Annotated in this window: 12 protein-coding genes and 2 pseudogenes; 6 read left to right on the plus strand and 8 right to left on the minus strand. The window is 63.6% G+C overall.

Features of this window, described 5'->3' with window-relative positions:
• Nucleotide 1 precedes the first annotated feature (1 nt).
• The 3 genes from HB630_RS10145 to HB630_RS10155 form a co-directional block, all read right to left on the minus strand.
• A complete protein-coding gene (locus tag HB630_RS10145) occupies nucleotides 2-1,189 on the minus strand; it encodes an aminotransferase class V-fold PLP-dependent enzyme (RefSeq protein ID WP_213772104.1) in 1,188 nt (395 codons plus the stop codon).
• Between the two features lie 104 nt (nucleotides 1,190-1,293).
• Nucleotides 1,294-2,031 carry a thermonuclease family protein gene (locus tag HB630_RS10150; RefSeq protein WP_213772105.1) on the minus strand — a complete coding sequence of 246 codons (738 nt, stop codon included), beginning with the start codon at nucleotides 2,029-2,031 and terminating at the stop codon, nucleotides 1,294-1,296.
• Between the two features lie 306 nt (nucleotides 2,032-2,337).
• Nucleotides 2,338-4,074 (minus strand): hypothetical protein, encoded by a 1,737-nt coding sequence (locus HB630_RS10155; protein WP_213772106.1) that lies wholly within the window; start codon nucleotides 4,072-4,074, stop codon nucleotides 2,338-2,340.
• A 448-nt stretch (nucleotides 4,075-4,522) separates the two neighbouring features.
• On the opposite strand from HB630_RS10155, the gene HB630_RS10160 reads away from it, so the two are divergent.
• Nucleotides 4,523-5,380 (plus strand): caspase family protein, encoded by an 858-nt coding sequence (locus tag HB630_RS10160; protein ID WP_213772407.1) that lies wholly within the window; start codon nucleotides 4,523-4,525, stop codon nucleotides 5,378-5,380.
• Nucleotides 5,381-5,586: 206 nt separating this feature from the next.
• On the opposite strand, the gene HB630_RS10165 is transcribed toward HB630_RS10160, so the two are convergent.
• A complete protein-coding gene (locus HB630_RS10165; protein ID WP_213772107.1) occupies nucleotides 5,587-6,486 on the minus strand; it encodes an HlyD family efflux transporter periplasmic adaptor subunit in 900 nt (299 codons plus the stop codon).
• A gap of 460 nt (nucleotides 6,487-6,946) precedes the next feature.
• On the opposite strand from HB630_RS10165, the gene HB630_RS10170 reads away from it, so the two are divergent.
• The gene (locus tag HB630_RS10170; RefSeq protein WP_213772108.1) at nucleotides 6,947-7,615 is read left to right on the plus strand and encodes a Crp/Fnr family transcriptional regulator; all 669 of its coding nucleotides are present in this window, start codon (nucleotides 6,947-6,949) and stop codon (nucleotides 7,613-7,615) included.
• Between the two features lies 1 nt (nucleotide 7,616).
• On the opposite strand, the gene HB630_RS10175 is transcribed toward HB630_RS10170, so the two are convergent.
• The 3 genes and pseudogenes from HB630_RS10175 to HB630_RS28335 form a co-directional block, all read right to left on the minus strand.
• Nucleotides 7,617-10,787: an efflux RND transporter permease subunit gene (locus tag HB630_RS10175; protein ID WP_213772109.1), complete on the minus strand. Its 3,171-nt coding sequence runs from the start codon at nucleotides 10,785-10,787 to the stop codon at nucleotides 7,617-7,619.
• Nucleotides 10,787-11,695 carry an efflux RND transporter periplasmic adaptor subunit gene (locus HB630_RS10180; protein WP_213772110.1) on the minus strand — a complete coding sequence of 303 codons (909 nt, stop codon included), beginning with the start codon at nucleotides 11,693-11,695 and terminating at the stop codon, nucleotides 10,787-10,789. Before HB630_RS10180 ends, HB630_RS10175 begins: the two co-directional genes overlap by 1 nt.
• Before the next feature lie 232 nt (nucleotides 11,696-11,927).
• A pseudogene (locus HB630_RS28335) lies at nucleotides 11,928-12,044 on the minus strand (OmpA family protein); the annotation flags it as partial.
• Between the two features lie 350 nt (nucleotides 12,045-12,394).
• Between HB630_RS28335 and HB630_RS10185 the strand changes: the two are divergent.
• Both HB630_RS10185 and HB630_RS10190 read left to right on the plus strand, forming a co-directional pair.
• A complete protein-coding gene (locus tag HB630_RS10185; RefSeq protein WP_213772111.1) occupies nucleotides 12,395-13,201 on the plus strand; it encodes an N-acyl homoserine lactonase family protein in 807 nt (268 codons plus the stop codon).
• 47 nt (nucleotides 13,202-13,248) lie between these two features.
• Nucleotides 13,249-14,142: pseudogene (locus tag HB630_RS10190) on the plus strand (NAD(P)-dependent oxidoreductase); the annotation flags it as partial.
• Nucleotides 14,143-14,245: 103 nt separating this feature from the next.
• Here HB630_RS10190 and HB630_RS10195 read toward each other — a convergent pair.
• Nucleotides 14,246-14,695, minus strand: a complete 450-nt coding sequence (locus HB630_RS10195) for a MarR family transcriptional regulator (RefSeq protein ID WP_346656071.1) — start codon at nucleotides 14,693-14,695, stop codon at nucleotides 14,246-14,248.
• 329 nt (nucleotides 14,696-15,024) lie between these two features.
• On the opposite strand from HB630_RS10195, the gene HB630_RS10200 reads away from it, so the two are divergent.
• A complete protein-coding gene (locus HB630_RS10200) occupies nucleotides 15,025-15,249 on the plus strand; it encodes a DUF2783 domain-containing protein (protein ID WP_213772408.1) in 225 nt (74 codons plus the stop codon).
• Between the two features lie 43 nt (nucleotides 15,250-15,292).
• Nucleotides 15,293-16,639 carry a homogentisate 1,2-dioxygenase gene (gene hmgA / locus HB630_RS10205; protein WP_213772114.1) on the plus strand — a complete coding sequence of 449 codons (1,347 nt, stop codon included), beginning with the start codon at nucleotides 15,293-15,295 and terminating at the stop codon, nucleotides 16,637-16,639.
• Nucleotides 16,640-16,788 lie beyond the last annotated feature (149 nt).

Raw genomic sequence — 16,788 nt, forward strand, 5'->3', positions numbered from 1 at the left:
CTCAGGCGCTCACGCTTTCGCCGAGCCATTCGATCGCGGCTTCGGTGCCGCCCTTGCCGTGCGGGATATCGAGCGCGTTCAGCGCCACCTCGATCACGCCCAGCGTTCCCAGGATCATCGGCGCGTTGACGTGTCCCATATGGGCGATCCGGAACGCCTGGCCCTGCAATTCGCCGATGCCGGTGCCGAGCACCACGCCGCATTTTTCCTTGCAGTAACGTTGCAGCGCGATTGGATCGTATCCATCGGACATCGTCACGGTCGTGACCGTGTTCGCTCGCTCGCTCGGCTCCCCGATATTGAAGCCGAGCACCTGGCCTTCAGACCAGACAGCCACTGCGCGCCGCACCGCTTCGGCCAGCAGGCGATGGCGCTCGAATGCGTTCTCGAGGCCTTCCGCGAACAGCATGTTGATCGCCTGGCGCAGCGCGAACAACAGATGCACCGGCGCAGTGCCGGCATATTTGCGGTAATGCTCGCTGCCGTCGCGCTCGGTCCAGTCCCAATAGGGCGTCCGCAGGCCGGCGGTCTTATGCACCTCGCGCGCGCGATCATTGGCGGCGACGAAGCCGAGGCCCGGCGGCGTCATCAGGCCTTTCTGCGAGCCGGACATCGCGACGTCGATGCCCCACGCGTCCATCTCGAACGGCATGCAGCCGAGCGAAGCCACGGTGTCCACCATGAACAGCGCGGGATGGCCTGCGGCCCTGATCGCCTTGCCGATCGCTTCGATATCGTTGAACACGCTTGATGCGGTGTCGACCTGGACCGCGAGTACCGCCTTGATGCTGTGGCTCTTGTCCTGCCGCAGCCGGGCTTCGACGTCGGCCGGCCGGATCGCGCGGCGCCAATCACCCTCCAGCACTTCGACCTCGGCGCCCATCGCCTTCGCCGCGTTGCCCCAGTTGACGGCGAAGCGCCCGCTTTCCAGCACCAGCACCTTGTCGCCGCGCGACAGCACGTTGGAGAGCGTCGCTTCCCACGCGCCGTGGCCGTTGGCGATGTAGATATAGGAATGACCCTTGGTCGCGAACAGCCGGCTGAGATCGGCGAGCAGGCTTTCGGTCAGTTCCACCATCTCATGGGAATAGATGTCGAGCGCCGGGCGATGCATCGCCTGCAGCACTTCATCGGGCATGGTGGTAGGCCCGGGGATCGCCAGGAATTCCCGGCCCGCGCGAACGGTCATTGGTTGGCTTTCCTTAAATTTGTCGCGGCAGGCCACGCTGCCGCAGTCTGGAGAGGCAAATGCGCATGGGGGTTGTACGCGGGCAGGTCTGCCAAGAAAAGCATCTATCTCTTGGTCTCGCGGCAGCCCGCGGCCTCGGCGTCCTCGACCGAACAGAACCAGCGGGTGCCCTTGCTGATCTGCATCTTGATCTGCGCGTACCAGCGGCTTTGTTTGGTATGGTAAATACATTCACCGGCGCTGTTGACGTTGCCCTTGATAGTGCAGTCGGGCGACGGCGCGACCGGTCCGGAGGCCGACGCCATCAGGATCGCGTGGGCGTTCGGCGGCGGTTTGGTGGCGCCGAGGATCGCCGTCTTCTTGTTGCGGATGCGCCAGTCCCAGGGCGCGATGAAGGCGCCCTGCCACATGCCGGCTTTGGCCTCGCGCGCCGCCTTTTCGTCGGCGTCGTAATCATGGGAGAAGCGCGTATAGGCCAGCGCCCAGCCGCTCTTCACCAGCCATTTCTGGATGTCCTCGCCGTCGACCTCGCATCTGGCGACGATGCGGCCGCGGCGATCGGTTCGCTCGCTGTGACAGGTCCAGTTCTTGTTCTCGGTGTGATGCAGCAGTTCGTCGCGCGCGGCGATGCCGCAGGTCCAGCGTTCGCCCTGGGTGTTGAGGCAAAGCTGATCACTCGACGGCGCGTCGATTCCGCCGAGGCGGATGCGGGAAGCGCCGATCTGGATCTGGTCGCCGTCGCGGATTTTTGCCGCGCCGCTGATGTCGGCGGCCTCGGCCGGGGTCAGCAGGAATTCCGGCAGGAAAAGGACGGCGATCGCGAGCAGGAATTTTTTGCGCATTCAAATGGCCATGTTTAAAGCAGCTGCGGAAATATCAAGCGGCCGAATTGTGGTGCGGATTGGGTCGGCGTACCAGCACCTTGGTATAAGGTGGGCTTTCAACTTAATGCGAGAAGCAGATCGCAGGCGGGTTTGAGTCACGCGAATGATCCGATGCCGTCATTCCGGGATGGTCCGAAGGACCAGGCCCGGAATCTCGAGATTCTCCGATGTGCAATTGCACATCGTAGTTCGATGCTAACGCATCGCCCCGGAATGACCGAGACTGGATTTTGCTCCACAGCAATGACGGAAGACGGTCCGACGCTAACCACTTGCGCACCGCATCAAGGTCCGCCGCGCCAGCGCAAGTCCCATCAGCACGAAGGCCGAGGTGACTTCGGGGCCGCCGACCAGGATGCGGATCGGGGTTTTCATCTTGTTCCATTCATAGGCTTTGAACGGGCCGCGTCGTCCGCCTTCGCCGAGATGACTGATGATGCAGTGCAATGCCGGCGTGAAAGAAGCGGGTTTTGCGCCGAGATGGCCAAGCGCGATCAGCGCCAGCGCCGCGTCGAACACGTTCATTTCGGCGGAGATCAATTCGTTCTCGACATAGCCGAGCACCCTGTCGCGGATCAGGGCGAAAGCGCCTTCCGGGTCGACCGCGCGCTGCGCGGATGGCGACAGGCTTGAGAATGCGGCATAGCAGCGGCCGAAATAGGCGCAATAAAGCTCGGGCAGATAATAGATATGCGACCTGGGATCGCTGAACGCGCCGCTTTGCACCAGCCGCTTCTGAAAACCGACGATCCTGCGTAACGTATCGAGCCGTTGCGGCGTCTCGATTACTTTCCAGCGCGCCAGATTGCGGAAGCTGACCTCGATCACGTCGAGATTAAGCGTCGGGTCGAGATCGTTGCCGAACGGCCGCGCGCCGGCGAGGTTATCGATCCAGGTGGCGATGCCGCCGTCGTAATCGATGTTGTCATTGAGCGGCACCGTGACCCGCGGCTCGTTGACGCCGGCGCGGACCTGATAGCCGGCGTAAAAGTCCAGCAGCGGCTGCGATAGGATCGGATCAGTGGAGCCGGCTTGCGTCGCGGCCGAGAACGAGCAGGCGGTGGTGTCGCAATCCGGCACATAGACGTCGAAGCCGAGATCCTGCTTGATCTGGGCGAAGAACCGGGAAAAGCGCGGATGCGGCAGCGGCGCCAGCGCCGTGATCACGCTGAAAGGGGCGCCGTCGAGCGCGCGGACGTCCTCCTTGCTGGTGACCAGGCAGAAATCCACCATCGCCTTGATCGCACGTTGCGCGGCGCTGGTCTCGCCGGCCGATGCGAGGCCGGTCTCGATGAAGCCCAGCAAGGCCTCGGTGAAGAACGCGTCGTAATAGGCCGAGCGATGGCGGATCTGGATCGGCTCCCACATCGGCTCGGCGATGCCGCGCCACGGCGGATTGATCAATTCGCGGGCCGGCGAGCGCGCGATGAATACCCGCGCCAGGTTGAACAGCAATGTCGAATTCTTGTAGCCGCGGGCGTTGAGGCCGGACAGCGCCATCAGCAATTCGCGGCCGCCTGCGTCGGCATCGCCGATCAGGTTGAAGGCGGCATAGGTCGGGATGAAGCCGTTCGAGCGGTACGAATGCAGCAGATGCGCGCCGCAGGTCCGGATCGCCGCTTCGATCTCGCCCAGGCCGGGGGCGCGCCCCGGCGCCGGCATGGGCGGAGGCGCGGGATGCGCCAGCCTGATGGTGTCGAGCAGCGCTGCGACCGGCTGGCCGACGGAGGCCCAGTCCGGCAAGGCCTCGTCGCGGGCTCGGACCAGGGCGTGCCGGAGCGATTGCAGGCGTGACCCGTCGCACAGCTCTGCAAGTCCGGTCCGGCGCAGCAGCGTCCGCAGCGCCGGGTTGCCGAGCGCGGTCTTGTAGAATTGGCCGAGGTGGCGGTCGCCGCCCTGATATCTCAGCAGCACGGGGTCGCAGACGTCGTAAAGCGAAGGGCCATCTTTCTTGGCCGTGAGCGCGCGGCAGGCGGCGCCGGCGATTTGGCTAAGATTCATGTTGGTTAAGATTCATGGCGTGTGTTTCCGCGCGGATCCCATCGCGCGTCCTGCCAGGTCGGGCCATCCGCGGCGCGGCTGCCACACCTTGCAATAACCCGCAAGTCCTTGAAAACCTATCCGAATAGCCGGAAAATACAAAGCTGATCCAGGTCAAGGCGTGCTGCTGTGAACAGAAACAGAATGACGCTGGCAAGTTGAGGGAAAATATTAACCAAAGGCCGGTGCTATGCGCGGCCGAAAACGTTGGTTCCAACGGAGGCCTGCAGGGTGGTGTCCGGGGAAGTCCGGGTTGCCGGGCGGGCCCCGGTAGGTTAAAGGGTGGTTTGTTGCGGTGCCGCAAATTGCGTGCAATTCGACGGCGAATCTGCCCTGCAACCCCTCAAACCTAGACGGCATTGGCGCGACCGATTTTGCGCGCCTGTGACGATGACAGGAATGAATCGTGATGCATGTAGGTCCGCTTCGTCTCTCGCGCCGCTCGATCGGCATCGCCGTTGCTGTGGCGGGCGTGCTGTCGCTGGCGATCGGCGCCCATGCGGCGTTGAACATGCGGGCGCTCGACGCCGCCAAGGCGACCGCGAGCGACCAGGATAACGGCGTCGCCGGGCACGCGTCGCGGGTCGCTCTCATCATCGGCAACGGCCATTATCCCGACGCCAATGCGCCGCTGACCCAGCCGATCAACGACGCCCGCGCCCTGACCGAGGCGCTGCGGCGTGATGGCTTCGAGGTCGATGTCGTCGAGGACGCCAGCAAGGACGATATGAGCCGTGCGGTCGCCCGCTTGAAAGCAAGGATCAATCCCGGTTCCGTGGTGATGCTGTTCTTCGGCGGTTACGGCGTGCAGGTCGGCCGCGAGAGCTACATGGTCCCGGTCGACGCCGCGATCTGGAAGGAATCCGATGTTCGCCGCGACGGCGTCAGCATCGAGGCGGTGCTCGACGTGATGAAGCAGAAGGGCGCCCGCGCCAGGCTCGTCGTCGTCGACGCCTCGCGTCGTAATCCCTATGAGCGCCGCTTCCGTTCGTTCTCGCATGGCCTTGCGCCGATCAACGCGCCGGACAACGCGCTGATCCTGTCGTCGGCCACGCCGGGACAGGTCGCCGATGATTCCAAAGGCCAGTACAGCGTGCTGATGACCGAACTTCTCAACAACCTCAACGCGCAGACCGGGGCCGAAGCCGCTTTCAACAAAACCCGCGGCGCCATCGCCCGAGCCTCCGAGGGCCAGCAAGTGCCGTCGGTGTCGTCGTCGCTGTCGGAAGACGTCCACTTTGCGGCGAGCGGAAACACCGGCGGTTAGTTTTTTCATTGTCATTCCGGGTTCGCTCGCAAGAGCTCGCGCCCCGGAATGACAAAACTGAGCCGTCTGGGAATATTCCCCGGACTCCTACTGCTTCCACTTGTTCGGGCGCTCCCTCTCCCACAAGGGAAGACGGAGCGCACTGTGATCGCCGCGACATCTAAACCAATGTTACGGCTTAGATCGCCATGACTCGGGCTATCCACTCACTTCGTATCCGCGCTTTCGGTCACCGGCCGCACCAGATCGCCTTCGCGGAGTAGCGCACCGGCCCGCGCCACCACCATGTCGCCGTCGGCAAGCCCGTCGCGGATTTCGACCTGTCCGCCGGATATCAGGCCGACCTCGACGCGCCTGGTCTCGACCCGTTCGCGCCGCACCACCTGCACCACGGTGCCGGCGGTCGAGTAGAGCACGGCGGTCAGCGGCACCGAGACGCCGCAGCTCTCGCTGGTCTTGATCATCGCGCGCGCCGACGAATTCACCAGCAGGCGCTGGTTCGACGTCACCGCGATGATAACCTGGCCGAGCTGGGTGTTGGGCTCGACGGTCGGCGCCACCCGGCTCACCTTGCCGTCGACATCAGCGGCGCCGATCGCCTTGATCCGCGCGGCCTGGTCGACCTTCAGCTTCGACAGATCCTGGGTTGCGACCTGGCCCAGCAGGTCGAACTCGCCGCGGGCGATGATCGTAAACAGCGCCTCGCCCCTGGCCGAAGCCACCCCGCCGATCACCGCCGACGAATTCAGGATCAGTCCCGCGACCGGGGACTGCACCAGCACCGTGCCGCTCTCGGGCAGGCTGAGCCGCGCCAGCGTCTGGCCGGCGCTCACGCTGTCGCCGGGCTCGGCCAGGATGTCCGCAACCTTCAGCCCCAGCCGCTCGGGCCGCACCACGGTCTCGTTCCGCGGCCGGACAAGGCCGGAAACCTCGACGATATCGGAGAAGCAGGCCCTGGTTGCCTTGAGCACCGTGACGGCCATGCCCCGCGGCGTGTCGTCAGACTCGCTGGCGGCGAAGGTGGGATGGAGGGAAAGGCAAAGGAATGCAGTAGCGGCCAGCATCGGCAGCTTTCGCGAAACGTCACGCGCGGTGAAAGTGCTCATTGGCGTTCCCGTCGGATTTCGGAAGTCATGGATATCAGACGACCAGTTGGAGCGCCTAGCAGTAATCGTCATGTCATGAACGACTTCGGGATTGAGTGAGCGGCGCCTGCGATTTTCAGGGCTCTCATGGCGGTATTATTTCAACCCGGACAAGCCAATATCGATTGCCGCCGCGCCATGCCGGGCGTGCCTGACGGTTTTAGCCTGTCCCGGAAAGAGCAAGCTGCTCACAGCCGTCAAAATAATCCGGCGGCGCGGCAGAATTATGTGACTTGTGACACACTCTCTCGACCGTGAATTTTGATACGTCTGCATTTGACGCTTTCAGAGCATGATCCGAACTCGTGAAGGTCGCGTTCGCGCCAAGCGGGAACGGCTTTTCCGGCAGGATTGCTCAACAAGAAATGAGATCAGAATTCGATTCAATCCGGCCCGATGATGATTTTCCAGGGGCATTGCCTTGAGCAAACAGACCGAATTTGCGGTTATTCTGAAGATGAATCCGATGTTCGCGGATTTGGGCGCCGACGAATTGCAGCGGGTCTCCGGCCTTTGCCACACCCGGCATCTGGCGTCCGGCGAAATGCTGTTCCGGAAAGGCGATCCCGGCGACGCCCTGTTCGGCGTCCGGCGCGGACAGGTCCGGATCGAGACCGGCGCTTCCGACGGCGCCCGCCTGACCCTGAATTTCATGGGGCCCGGCGATCTGTTCGGCGAGGTCGCGGTGCTCGACGGCCAGAGCCGCGCCGCGGATGCGACCGCAGGCGAGCCCACGGAATTGTTCGTGTTGCGGCGCGAGGATATTCTCGGCTTTCTCGAGCGTGAGCCGAAAGTCGCGATCAAGCTCATCGCGCTATTGTGCCAGCGCATCCGGTGGCAAAGCGAGCGGATGGAAGTTTTGCAGCCGCTGCCGGTCCGGTTGGCGCGGCGGCTATGCGCGCTGGCCTCCGATTTCGGTTCCGAAGTGCATATTTCGCAGCAGCAGCTCGGCATTTTCGTCGGCGCTGCGCGCGAAAGCGTCAACCGCCAGCTTCAGACCTGGCGCAAGGACGGCATTCTGGATTTGCAGCGCGGCCGCATCCTGCTGCAGAACATGACCAAGCTGGCCGCGGTGGCAAGGAACGAGTAGCTCACTCCGCCGCCGGTGAACGCACGATCGACGGCGGCTCCTTGCGATCGGCTGGCTTCTGATCGTCCGGCGGATTCGCGCCGGGCTCTGTCGCATCGGGGTCGGTGCCAGCGTCCGAGACCACCAGCCGTCGGCCGAAGCGCAGGATCAGCGAGCCGAGATCGTCCATCACCATGAACATGGCCGGCACGAACACCAGCGACAGCACGGTCGAGAACAGCAGGCCGCCGATCACCGCCAGCGCCATCGGCGAGCGGAACTCGCCGCCGGCGCCGAATGCCAACGCGCTCGGCGTCATGCCGGCGGCCATCGCGATCGTGGTCATGACAATCGGGCGCGCGCGCTTCCGGCCGGCGTCGATCATCGCTTCGTCCCGCGGCTTGCCTTCGCGGATGGCTTCGATGGCGAACTCCACCAGCATGATGGCGTTCTTGGTCACGATGCCCATCAGCATCAGGATGCCGATCCATACCGGCGTCGTCAGCTGCTTGCCGGTGATCAGCAGCGCCATGATCGCGCCGCCGATCGAGAGCGGCAGCGAGAACAGGATGGTGATCGGCTGCAGAAAGGTCCCGAACAGCAGCACCAGCACCGCATAGACCATCATCAGTCCGGCGGTGATCGCGGTGGTAAAGCCGTCCTGCAATTCGTTCAGGCTTTCGGCGTCGCCCGACGGGCTCACCTTCACGCCTTTCGGCAGGCTTTTCATTACCGGCAGGTCGGCGATCTTCCTGGTGGCGTCGCCGAGCGCGGCTGACCCGACGAGGTCGGCCGCCACGGTGGCCTGGCGCTCGCGGTCGTAGCGGCTGATGCTGGTCGGGCCCTGGTCGAGCTTGACATCGGCGACCACCGACAGCGGCACGCCGCCCTTCTCGCCGTGCTGGCCGAGCGGCACGCGCAACTGCTCGAGCAGCGGCAGGTCGCCGCGCGCGGAATCCTCTAGCTGGACACGGATCGGCACCAGCCGGTCGCCGGCGTCGAATTTGGCCAGCGCGGGACCGACATCGCCGATCGTGGCCACGCGGATGGTCTGCGACAGGCTCTCGGTGGAAACGCCGAGCCGCGCCGCCAGATCCGCCCGCGGCTGGATCCGCAGTTCGGGGCGGTCGAGCGACACTTCCGAAATCACGTTGGAGATGATCGGGATCCGCTTCATCTGCGTCGCCAACTCGCTGGCGACGTTGCCGACGATGTTGCTGTCGGCGCCGGTGACGACCAGCGAGATGGCGCGCAGGCCGTTCTCGTCCAGGAACCAGAATCGGATGTCGGGAACGTCATCGAGTTCGTTGCTGATCTCGAGTTCCAGTTCGCGCTGGGTGATGCCGCGTTCGGATTTCGGCGTGTAGTTGATGATCAGCGCGGCGCGGCGCACTTCCTGGATTCCCGGCGGCACGCGGCCGCCGTCGACGAACACGCTTCTGACCTCGGGATACTTGCGCAGCCGCGCGGCGATTTCCTCGGTGACCTTCTCGGTATAGGCGAGCTGCGAGCCGGGCGGCAATTCCACCGCCAGCAGCGAGCGCGCGGTGTCCTGCGCCGGCAGGAAGCCCCGCGGCAACAGCGTGATGCTCCAGATCGAGGCGGCGAAAATGCCGAATCCGATCAGCACCGTGATGAAATAGTGCCGTACCGACCAGGTCACGAGCCTGGTATAGGCCTGCAGCGCGCGTCCCGGCGGCGGATCGTCATGGCCGTGATCCCGGAGGAAATAGGCGGCCAGCACCGGTGTGACAAAGCGCGCGGCGAGCAGCGAGAAGAACACCTGCACCGAAACCGTGATGCCGAACTGCTTGAAGAATTGCCCGGCGATGCCGGACATGAAGCTTGCGGGAGCGAAAATCGCGATGATGGTCAGGCTGATCGCGATCACGGCGAGGCCGATCTCGTCGGCGGCTTCCAGCGCCGCGCGATAGGGCGACTTGCCCATCCGCGTATGGCGCACGATGTTCTCGATCTCGACGATGGCGTCGTCGACCAGAATGCCGGTCGACAGCGTGATGGCGAGAAAGCTGACGAGGTTCAGCGAGAAGCCGAGCAGGTCCATCGCCCAGAACGCCGGGAAGATCGACAGCGGCAGCGAGATCGCGGCGATGATGGTGGCGCGGATGTCGCGCAGGAATAGCAGCACGATGACGACGGCCAGGATCGCGCCTTCAAACAGGGTCGAGATCGCGGCCTCGTAATTGCCCCTGGTGAAATCCACCGAGCTATCGATCAGCTTGAGATCGACATCGGGATATTGGGCCTTGAGCGCGTCGATCCGCTTCTGCACCAGGCCCGCGACCACCACGTCGCTGGCGCCTTTGGAACGTTTGATGCCGAGCGCGACGACCGGCTCGCCGTTGAAGCGGGCGAAGGTGCGGCGGTCGGCGATGGTGTCGGTGACGGTACCGAGGTCGTCGAGGCGCACTTCGCCGCCGGAAAACAGCGGGATCATGGTGCCGGCCAGTTCGTTCAGCGTCTTGGCGCCGGCCAGCGTGCGGATCGCCTGGTCGTTCCGGCCGATCTCGGCCCGTCCGCCGGCCAGATCGACATTGGTGCCGCGCAGGCTCTGGCTGACATTGACGGCGGTCAGCCCCGCCGCCTGCAGCTTGTCGGGATCGAGCGAAACCAGAATCTCGCGTTCGACGCCGCCGATGCGCTCGACCTGGGCGACGCCGCGCACGCCCTGCAAGGCGCGTTTGACGACATCGTCGACGAAATAGGACAATTGCTCGGGCGTCTTGCCCGGTGAAATCGCGGCATAGGTCACGATCGGCAGGCCGATCACATCGACGCGCTGGATCAGCGGCTCGTTGACGTTTTGCGGCAAATTGGCGCGGACGCGGGTGACGGCGTCCTTGACGTCGTTCAGCGCCCGGTCGGTGTTGGTCTCCAGTGCAAACTGGATCGTCGTCACCGAAAGCCCGTCGGTGATCGACGAGGTGATGTGCCGCACGCCCTCGACGCCCGATACGCCGTCCTCGATGGTCTTGGTAACCTGCGATTCGAGCTCGGCCGGCGCCGCGCCGAATTGCGACACCGCGACTGAGATCACCGGAATGTCGGCGCTCGGCAGCCGCGTCACCGCGAGCCGGGTGAAGCTGACCCAGCCCAGCACCAGCAGGATGATCGAGAAGACGACCGACGGCAGCGGATGTCGGATCGACCAGGCCGAGATATTCAGCGCCATTATCGTCCCCGCATGCGGTCGAGTTCGTCTGCGAACATGGTCTTGATCTGGTCGCCGTCATGCAGCGAAGAACCGGCATCGGCGACGACGATCTCGCCGACATCGAGGCCTTCGAGGATTTCCGTGGAAGTATCCGAGACCAGGCCAACCCGGACGTTCCGCGTCTCGACAATATTTCCCTTCACCACCTGGACGGTCAGATGGTCGATGGCGGTTCGCGGAATCGCCACGCCGCAGCTGCGCTTGGCGTCGATGCTGGCGCGGGCGAACATGCCGACCTTGAGCGAGGAGGTATTGGTCAGCGATATCCTGACATGGCCAAGCTGGCTGCCGCGATCGATCTCCGGCGCGACCAGCCTGACACGGCCGATGAGATCGGGCGTGTCGTCCCGGCTGATCCGCACCGTCGCCCCCGGATTGAGCTTCAGCATCTGGACCGCCGGCACCTGGGCGTCCAGCTCGAGCTCGTTGTTGATCGCAATGCGGAACATCGGTCCGGCCTGCGGCGAGGCCGGCGCGCCGACACTGGTTTTGACCTCGGTGACAAGTCCCGCCGCCGGCGCGCGCAGCGAGATCGGTCCCTGGCCGGATCGCGGCGACGGCGCGCTCAGCCGGGCCAGTTCCTGGCCGTCGGTGACGGTGTCGCCTTCATGCACCAGCAGGTCGGTGACCTTGGAGCCTTCCTGGTCGGTGCCGACCACCGCTTCCCGGCGGGGCACGACAAAGCCGGTGACCCGCACCAGGTCGGAGAAGCAGGCGTTGGTGGATTTCGTCACCAGGACAAGGGCCTCGCCCGTCGCATCGTTTTTCCTCGGAGGTGACCGATGCCCGAAAAGATAATATCCGGCGGCCAAGGCGACGATGCCGGCCACCGTCAGCGCGGGTTTGAGGGATTCGGAAAGCGTCATCGCCGGATCAATCCAGGCCTGTCATGGTGTCGCGCGGTGCTTGCGGCGTTGCTTCGGTCGCCAGAATGGGGCGGGGTAAATTCCGAAACGACGGGTGCCCGATAATGCTGCAGGACGCATTTTAGCTGCAAAACCAGCCCCGGCGCCACGCCCCGATCGCGCTTCCGATCAGCTGGATTCCGGTCAGTTGGACCCAGATCATTGGGATATTGATCACTTGCATATTGACCACTTACACGCGGCGGTTCACTTCCGCCAGCGGCTGGCTCGGATCCTTGAGCCTGGTCTTGCCGTAACCGACCATCGCCGGACCGCGGCTGGCGACGACGAATTTTTCGATTAAATAGCGTTAAAACCAGACAGGCCACAATCGATTGCGGCCGTGGCGACATTAACTTGGCGGAAGACCCGTTATCAAACCGGGTTCGCCCACCGTCAACCGCTTGCAGCTTCGCACTTATGGCGACATTCGACCGCGACGGCCGTCGATCCGTTCGAGAATATCGCGCCGTCCAGCAATGCTTCGCCGCGCGAGGACGCTTCCGCAGTTTCAGCTGAAATCTTCAGTCGGCAATGTGATTGGCCTCCCATTGAGGCCATGGTGTCATGCGGCGGACGCGCAGCCCGCCGTTTGACCTTTGCGCGGGACGATGGCTTGCTGCGGTGGTCGGCCAGCTCCAACCAAAAAAGAGAAAACCGATGGGAAACGTCCACGAAGTCTACGCGCTGCGTTACGCGACGATGTCGCCGCGCACGCCTCATTTGAATCACCTTATTCCGGATCCGCACGAGACCACGACCCAGGACCTCGACTACTTCGTCTGGCTGATCCGCGGTGGCGGCCGCGACATCCTGGTCGATACCGGGTTCAATGCGGAGGAAGCGCAGTCACGCGCGCGCCAGCTCACGCTCAACCCGGTCGATGCGCTGGACCGGTTCGGCGTGAAAGCCGGCAGTATCGCCGACGTCATCGTCACCCATCTGCATTACGACCATGCGGGCAATCTCGACCGCTTTCCCAATGCGCGGTTTCATCTGCAGGAACGCGAGATGGCCTATGCCACCGGCCGCTGCATGTGCAACGGCATGTTGCGGCATCCGTTTTCGCTCGCGCATGTGACGCTGATGGTGCGCCATGTCTATGGCGAACGCGTTGCGTTCTATTCCGGCGACGGCGAGATCGCGCCGGGCGTGACGGTGCATCGCGTCGGCGGCCATTCCGACGGCTTGCAGGTGGTGCGGGTGGAAACCGCGCGCGGGCCGGTGGTGCTGGCCTCCGACGCTTCGCATTACTACAGCAATCTGCACCGCCGCAGCCCGTTTCCGATCGTCTACAATATCGGCGACATGGCGATGGGCTGGGAAATCGTCGAGCGTCTGGCGGGCCATCCCGACCGCTTCATCCCCGGCCATGATCCGATCGTGTGCGAGATCTACCCGCGCGCCAGCGACAAGGTCGACGCCTTTGCGTTGCACCTCGCTCCCTCGCGCTCCTTCGCCAGATAAAAGTGCGATAGAGCAAAAGCCCGAACAAAACGCGTCAAAACGAAAAGACGAGGAAACAGATGCCAGACGACAAGACCATCGGCTTCATCGGCCTGGGTGTGATGGGGGAACCGATCTGCCGCAATCTCGTGAAGAAGAGCGGCGCGAGGGTGACTGTGTTCGACCTTGCGCCGGAACCGCTGGCGCGGCTGCGGGCCGAAGGCGCTACAGTGGCCGGATCGGTCGCCGAGATCGTCACCAAAAGCGACATCGTGTTCCTGTGCCTGCCGAGCGCCAAACATGCACGCGCCGTGTTCGAGGGCGACGGCATCCTGAAGAATATCCGGCAAGGACAGGTCGTCGTCGATCTCGGCACGTCGTCGGTCAACCAGACCCGCGATTTCGCCGGACAATTGCAGGCCAAAGGCGGGTCATGGGCCGATGCGCCGATCGCGCGAACGCGGCAGGCGGCGCAGGACGGCACGCTCAGCGTGATGGTCGGCGCCTCGCCGCAACTTTACGCCGCGATCGAGCCTCTGATCCGCTGTTTCGCCACCGACGTGACGCTGTGTGGCGAGGTCGGCGCGGGGCAGGTGACCAAGATCCTCAACAACATGGTGCTGTTCGAGACCGTTAACGCCTTGGCCGAGGCGGTCGCGGTGGCCAAACGCAACGGGGTCGATCCAAAGCTCCTGCTCGATACGCTGTCGAAAGGCTCGGCCGACAGTTTTGCGTTGCGCAATCACGGCCTGAAGGCGATCGTGCCGGGTATGTTTCCGGATCGGGCGTTCTCGACGGAATACGCGTTGAAGGATCTGTCTTACGCGCTCGAACTGGCCAGTGACGCCGGCATCAAGATTCGCGGCGCGGAATTGATCGGCAGGATTTTGCAGGAAACGATCGATGCCGGTTCGGGCGAGGCGTATTTTCCGGTCATGGCGAAGTATATCGATCACCCCTGATCGTCATTCCGGGGCGCGAAGCGAACCCGGAATCCAGAGGTTGTTGCACGAGATTCCGGGCTCGCGTCTTCGACGCGCCCCGGAATGACGGCGGTGAATTGCGCTAATACCCCTCCGCCTCGCTCGCCTCTTCGCTGGTCTGAACCAGGTCGAGGCTTTGTTCGATCTTGCCGAGCAGCGCCGCGAAATCCTTGCGTTCCTGGGGCGAGAGGCAGGACAGGATGGTGTTCTCTTTCCGCAACAGGCGTGGGATCAGTTCTTCGTAGAGCGCCTTGCCCTTTCGTGTCAGGCGCAGATTGTATTCGCGGCGGTCGGCCTCGTTCTCGACGCGCTCGACCAGCTGCCGCGCCGTCAGCGCGGTGACGGCGCGGCTGATGGTGGATTTATGCGTGCGGGTGCAATGGGCGATATATTGTGCGCTGCACGCGGCGTTGCGGAAGCCGAGCGTCGCCAATACGCGCCACTCCGGAATGTCGAGCCCGTAATGTTCGCGATATTCGCCGGACAGTTCGGCGCTGACCTCGGCCGCCAGCCGGTTCAGCCGGAACGGCACGAATTTGAAGAGATCGAGCGTGGTGTCTTTTTCGGACGCGTTTTCTTGACGCGAACCGGCATCCGCCCCGGATCGCGTCCGGGGCCTGACGCCGCTTGAAAACGCCTTTGGCAAAAATCGCTCCAATTTGAGTTGCGCGAAAACCCGGTGCGAGGCTAAGATAGTTGCAGATGAGACTAATTTAGCGGGGATGAACCCCGTTGGCCAGAGCAGGTTGCTTGGCCGAAGCAAGTTGGAAACGCATGACGCAGCCGCCCGAAGTCCCGTTCGGTTATTGCCGGCATCCCGACCATGACCGGAGCGCCGGCGACGCCGCCCATCGTCGGATCATGGCATTGTTGACGGGCTCGAACTTCGCCAAGCCGGACGAGGCGTTGCGCGCCATCGTCGAGGCCCATCGCGGCTTGAGCGATGCGCAAAGCGCCGATCTCGACGCGGCGCTGGTCCTGATCCTCGCCGACCATATCGGCGATCTTGCCGCGCTGGATGAAGCGATCGCGCTGGCCAAGCGGCGAATGCTGGCGGCCGAACAGCAGCAACAACAGCAGCAGTAAATCAGGCGAATATTATTCGCCGCCACGCCCAAGGAGGATAATGATGAACATCAACGCCTCGCCTCACGTCATCAATCGCAATTCCGTTAACATCACGCCGGGCTACATGTCCGGCTTCGGCAACAGTTTCGAGACCGAGGCGCTGCCCGGCGCGCTGCCGATCGGGCGTAATTCGCCGCAGCGTTGCGCCTATGGGCTCTATGCCGAACAACTCTCCGGCTCGCCGTTCACGGCGCCGCGCGGCGCCAACGAACGCTCCTGGCTCTATCGCATCCGTCCGTCGGTGAAGCATTCCGGGCATTTCGCCAAGGCCGATGCAGGCTTGTGGCGCACCGCGCCGTGCCACGAAATCGAGATGCCGATCGCGCAATTGCGCTGGGACCCGGCGCCGATCCCGAAGCAGGAGATGACGTTCCTGCAGGGCGTACAGACCATGACCACGGCCGGCGACGCCAATACCCAGGCCGGCATGGCCTCGCATGTCTATCTCATCACCAAATCGATGGTCGATCAGCATTTCTACAATGCCGACGGCGAGATGCTGTTCGTGTTGCAGCAGGGCGATCTGCGCTTCGTCACCGAGTTTGGCCGTATCGATGCGGGGCCCGGCGAGATCGTGGTGATCCCGCGCGGGGTGAAATTCCGCATCGAGATTCCGTCCGGTCCGGCGCGCGGTTATCTCTGCGAGAATTATGGCGGCGCGTTCACGCTGCCGGAGCGTGGCCCGATCGGCGCCAATTGCCTGGCCAATTCGCGCGACTTCCTGACCCCCGTTGCGGATTATGAGGACAAGGACACGCCGACCGAATTGTTCGTGAAATGGGGCGGCGCGCTGTGGAAGACGACGTTGCCGCATTCGCCGATCGACGTGGTGGCGTGGCACGGTAATTACGCGCCGTATAAATATGATCTTCGGACCTTCTCGCCGGTCGGCGCGATCGGATTCGACCACCCCGATCCGTCGATCTTCACCGTGCTGACCTCGCCCTCGGAAACCGCGGGCACCGCCAATATCGATTTCGTGATTTTCCCGGAGCGCTGGATGGTGGCCGAAAACACCTTCCGGCCGCCGTGGTATCACATGAACATCATGTCGGAGTTCATGGGGCTGATCTACGGCGTCTATGACGCCAAGCCGCAGGGCTTCGTGCCGGGCGGCATCTCCCTGCATAATTGCATGCTGCCGCACGGACCCGATCGCGAGGCGTTCGACCACGCCAGCAATTCGGAGCTCAAGCCGGTCAAGCTGACGGGCACGATGGCCTTCATGTTCGAGACCCGCTATCCGCAACGTGTCACCGCCCATGCCGCGAAGTCCTCGACCTTGCAGGACGATTACGCGGATTGCTGGAAGGGGCTGGAAAAGCGGTTCGATCCGAACCGGCCGTAGTTTCCTGTCGTCATTCCGGGGCATCGCGCAGCGATGAACCCGGAATCTCGCGCCCATAACTTCTGGATTCCGGGTCTGCGCCATCCAAGTCGGCTGTTGCCGACTTGGGTAATTTGAGTGGCCAAACTCGGGTAAACCCGAGTTTGGGC

Source organism: Bradyrhizobium sp. dw_78 (assembly GCF_018449525.1).
Lineage (GTDB): Bacteria > Pseudomonadota > Alphaproteobacteria > Rhizobiales > Xanthobacteraceae > Bradyrhizobium.

Bases quoted from the DNA above. Each gene is read 5' to 3' on its own strand.
- HB630_RS10145 (WP_213772104.1), bottom strand. From the start codon at position 1,189: ATGACCGTTCGCGCGGGCCGGGAATTCCTGGCGATCCCCGGGCCTACC.
- HB630_RS10150 (WP_213772105.1), bottom strand. From the start codon at position 2,031: ATGCGCAAAAAATTCCTGCTCGCGATCGCCGTCCTTTTCCTGCCGGAA.
- HB630_RS10155 (WP_213772106.1), bottom strand. From the start codon at position 4,074: ATGAATCTTAGCCAAATCGCCGGCGCCGCCTGCCGCGCGCTCACGGCC.
- HB630_RS10160 (WP_213772407.1), top strand. From the start codon at position 4,523: ATGCATGTAGGTCCGCTTCGTCTCTCGCGCCGCTCGATCGGCATCGCC.
- HB630_RS10165 (WP_213772107.1), bottom strand. From the start codon at position 6,486: ATGAGCACTTTCACCGCGCGTGACGTTTCGCGAAAGCTGCCGATGCTG.
- HB630_RS10175 (WP_213772109.1), bottom strand. From the start codon at position 10,787: ATGGCGCTGAATATCTCGGCCTGGTCGATCCGACATCCGCTGCCGTCG.
- HB630_RS10180 (WP_213772110.1), bottom strand. From the start codon at position 11,695: ATGACGCTTTCCGAATCCCTCAAACCCGCGCTGACGGTGGCCGGCATC.
- HB630_RS10185 (WP_213772111.1), top strand. From the start codon at position 12,395: ATGGGAAACGTCCACGAAGTCTACGCGCTGCGTTACGCGACGATGTCG.
- HB630_RS10200 (WP_213772408.1), top strand. From the start codon at position 15,025: ATGGCATTGTTGACGGGCTCGAACTTCGCCAAGCCGGACGAGGCGTTG.
- hmgA (WP_213772114.1), top strand. From the start codon at position 15,293: ATGAACATCAACGCCTCGCCTCACGTCATCAATCGCAATTCCGTTAAC.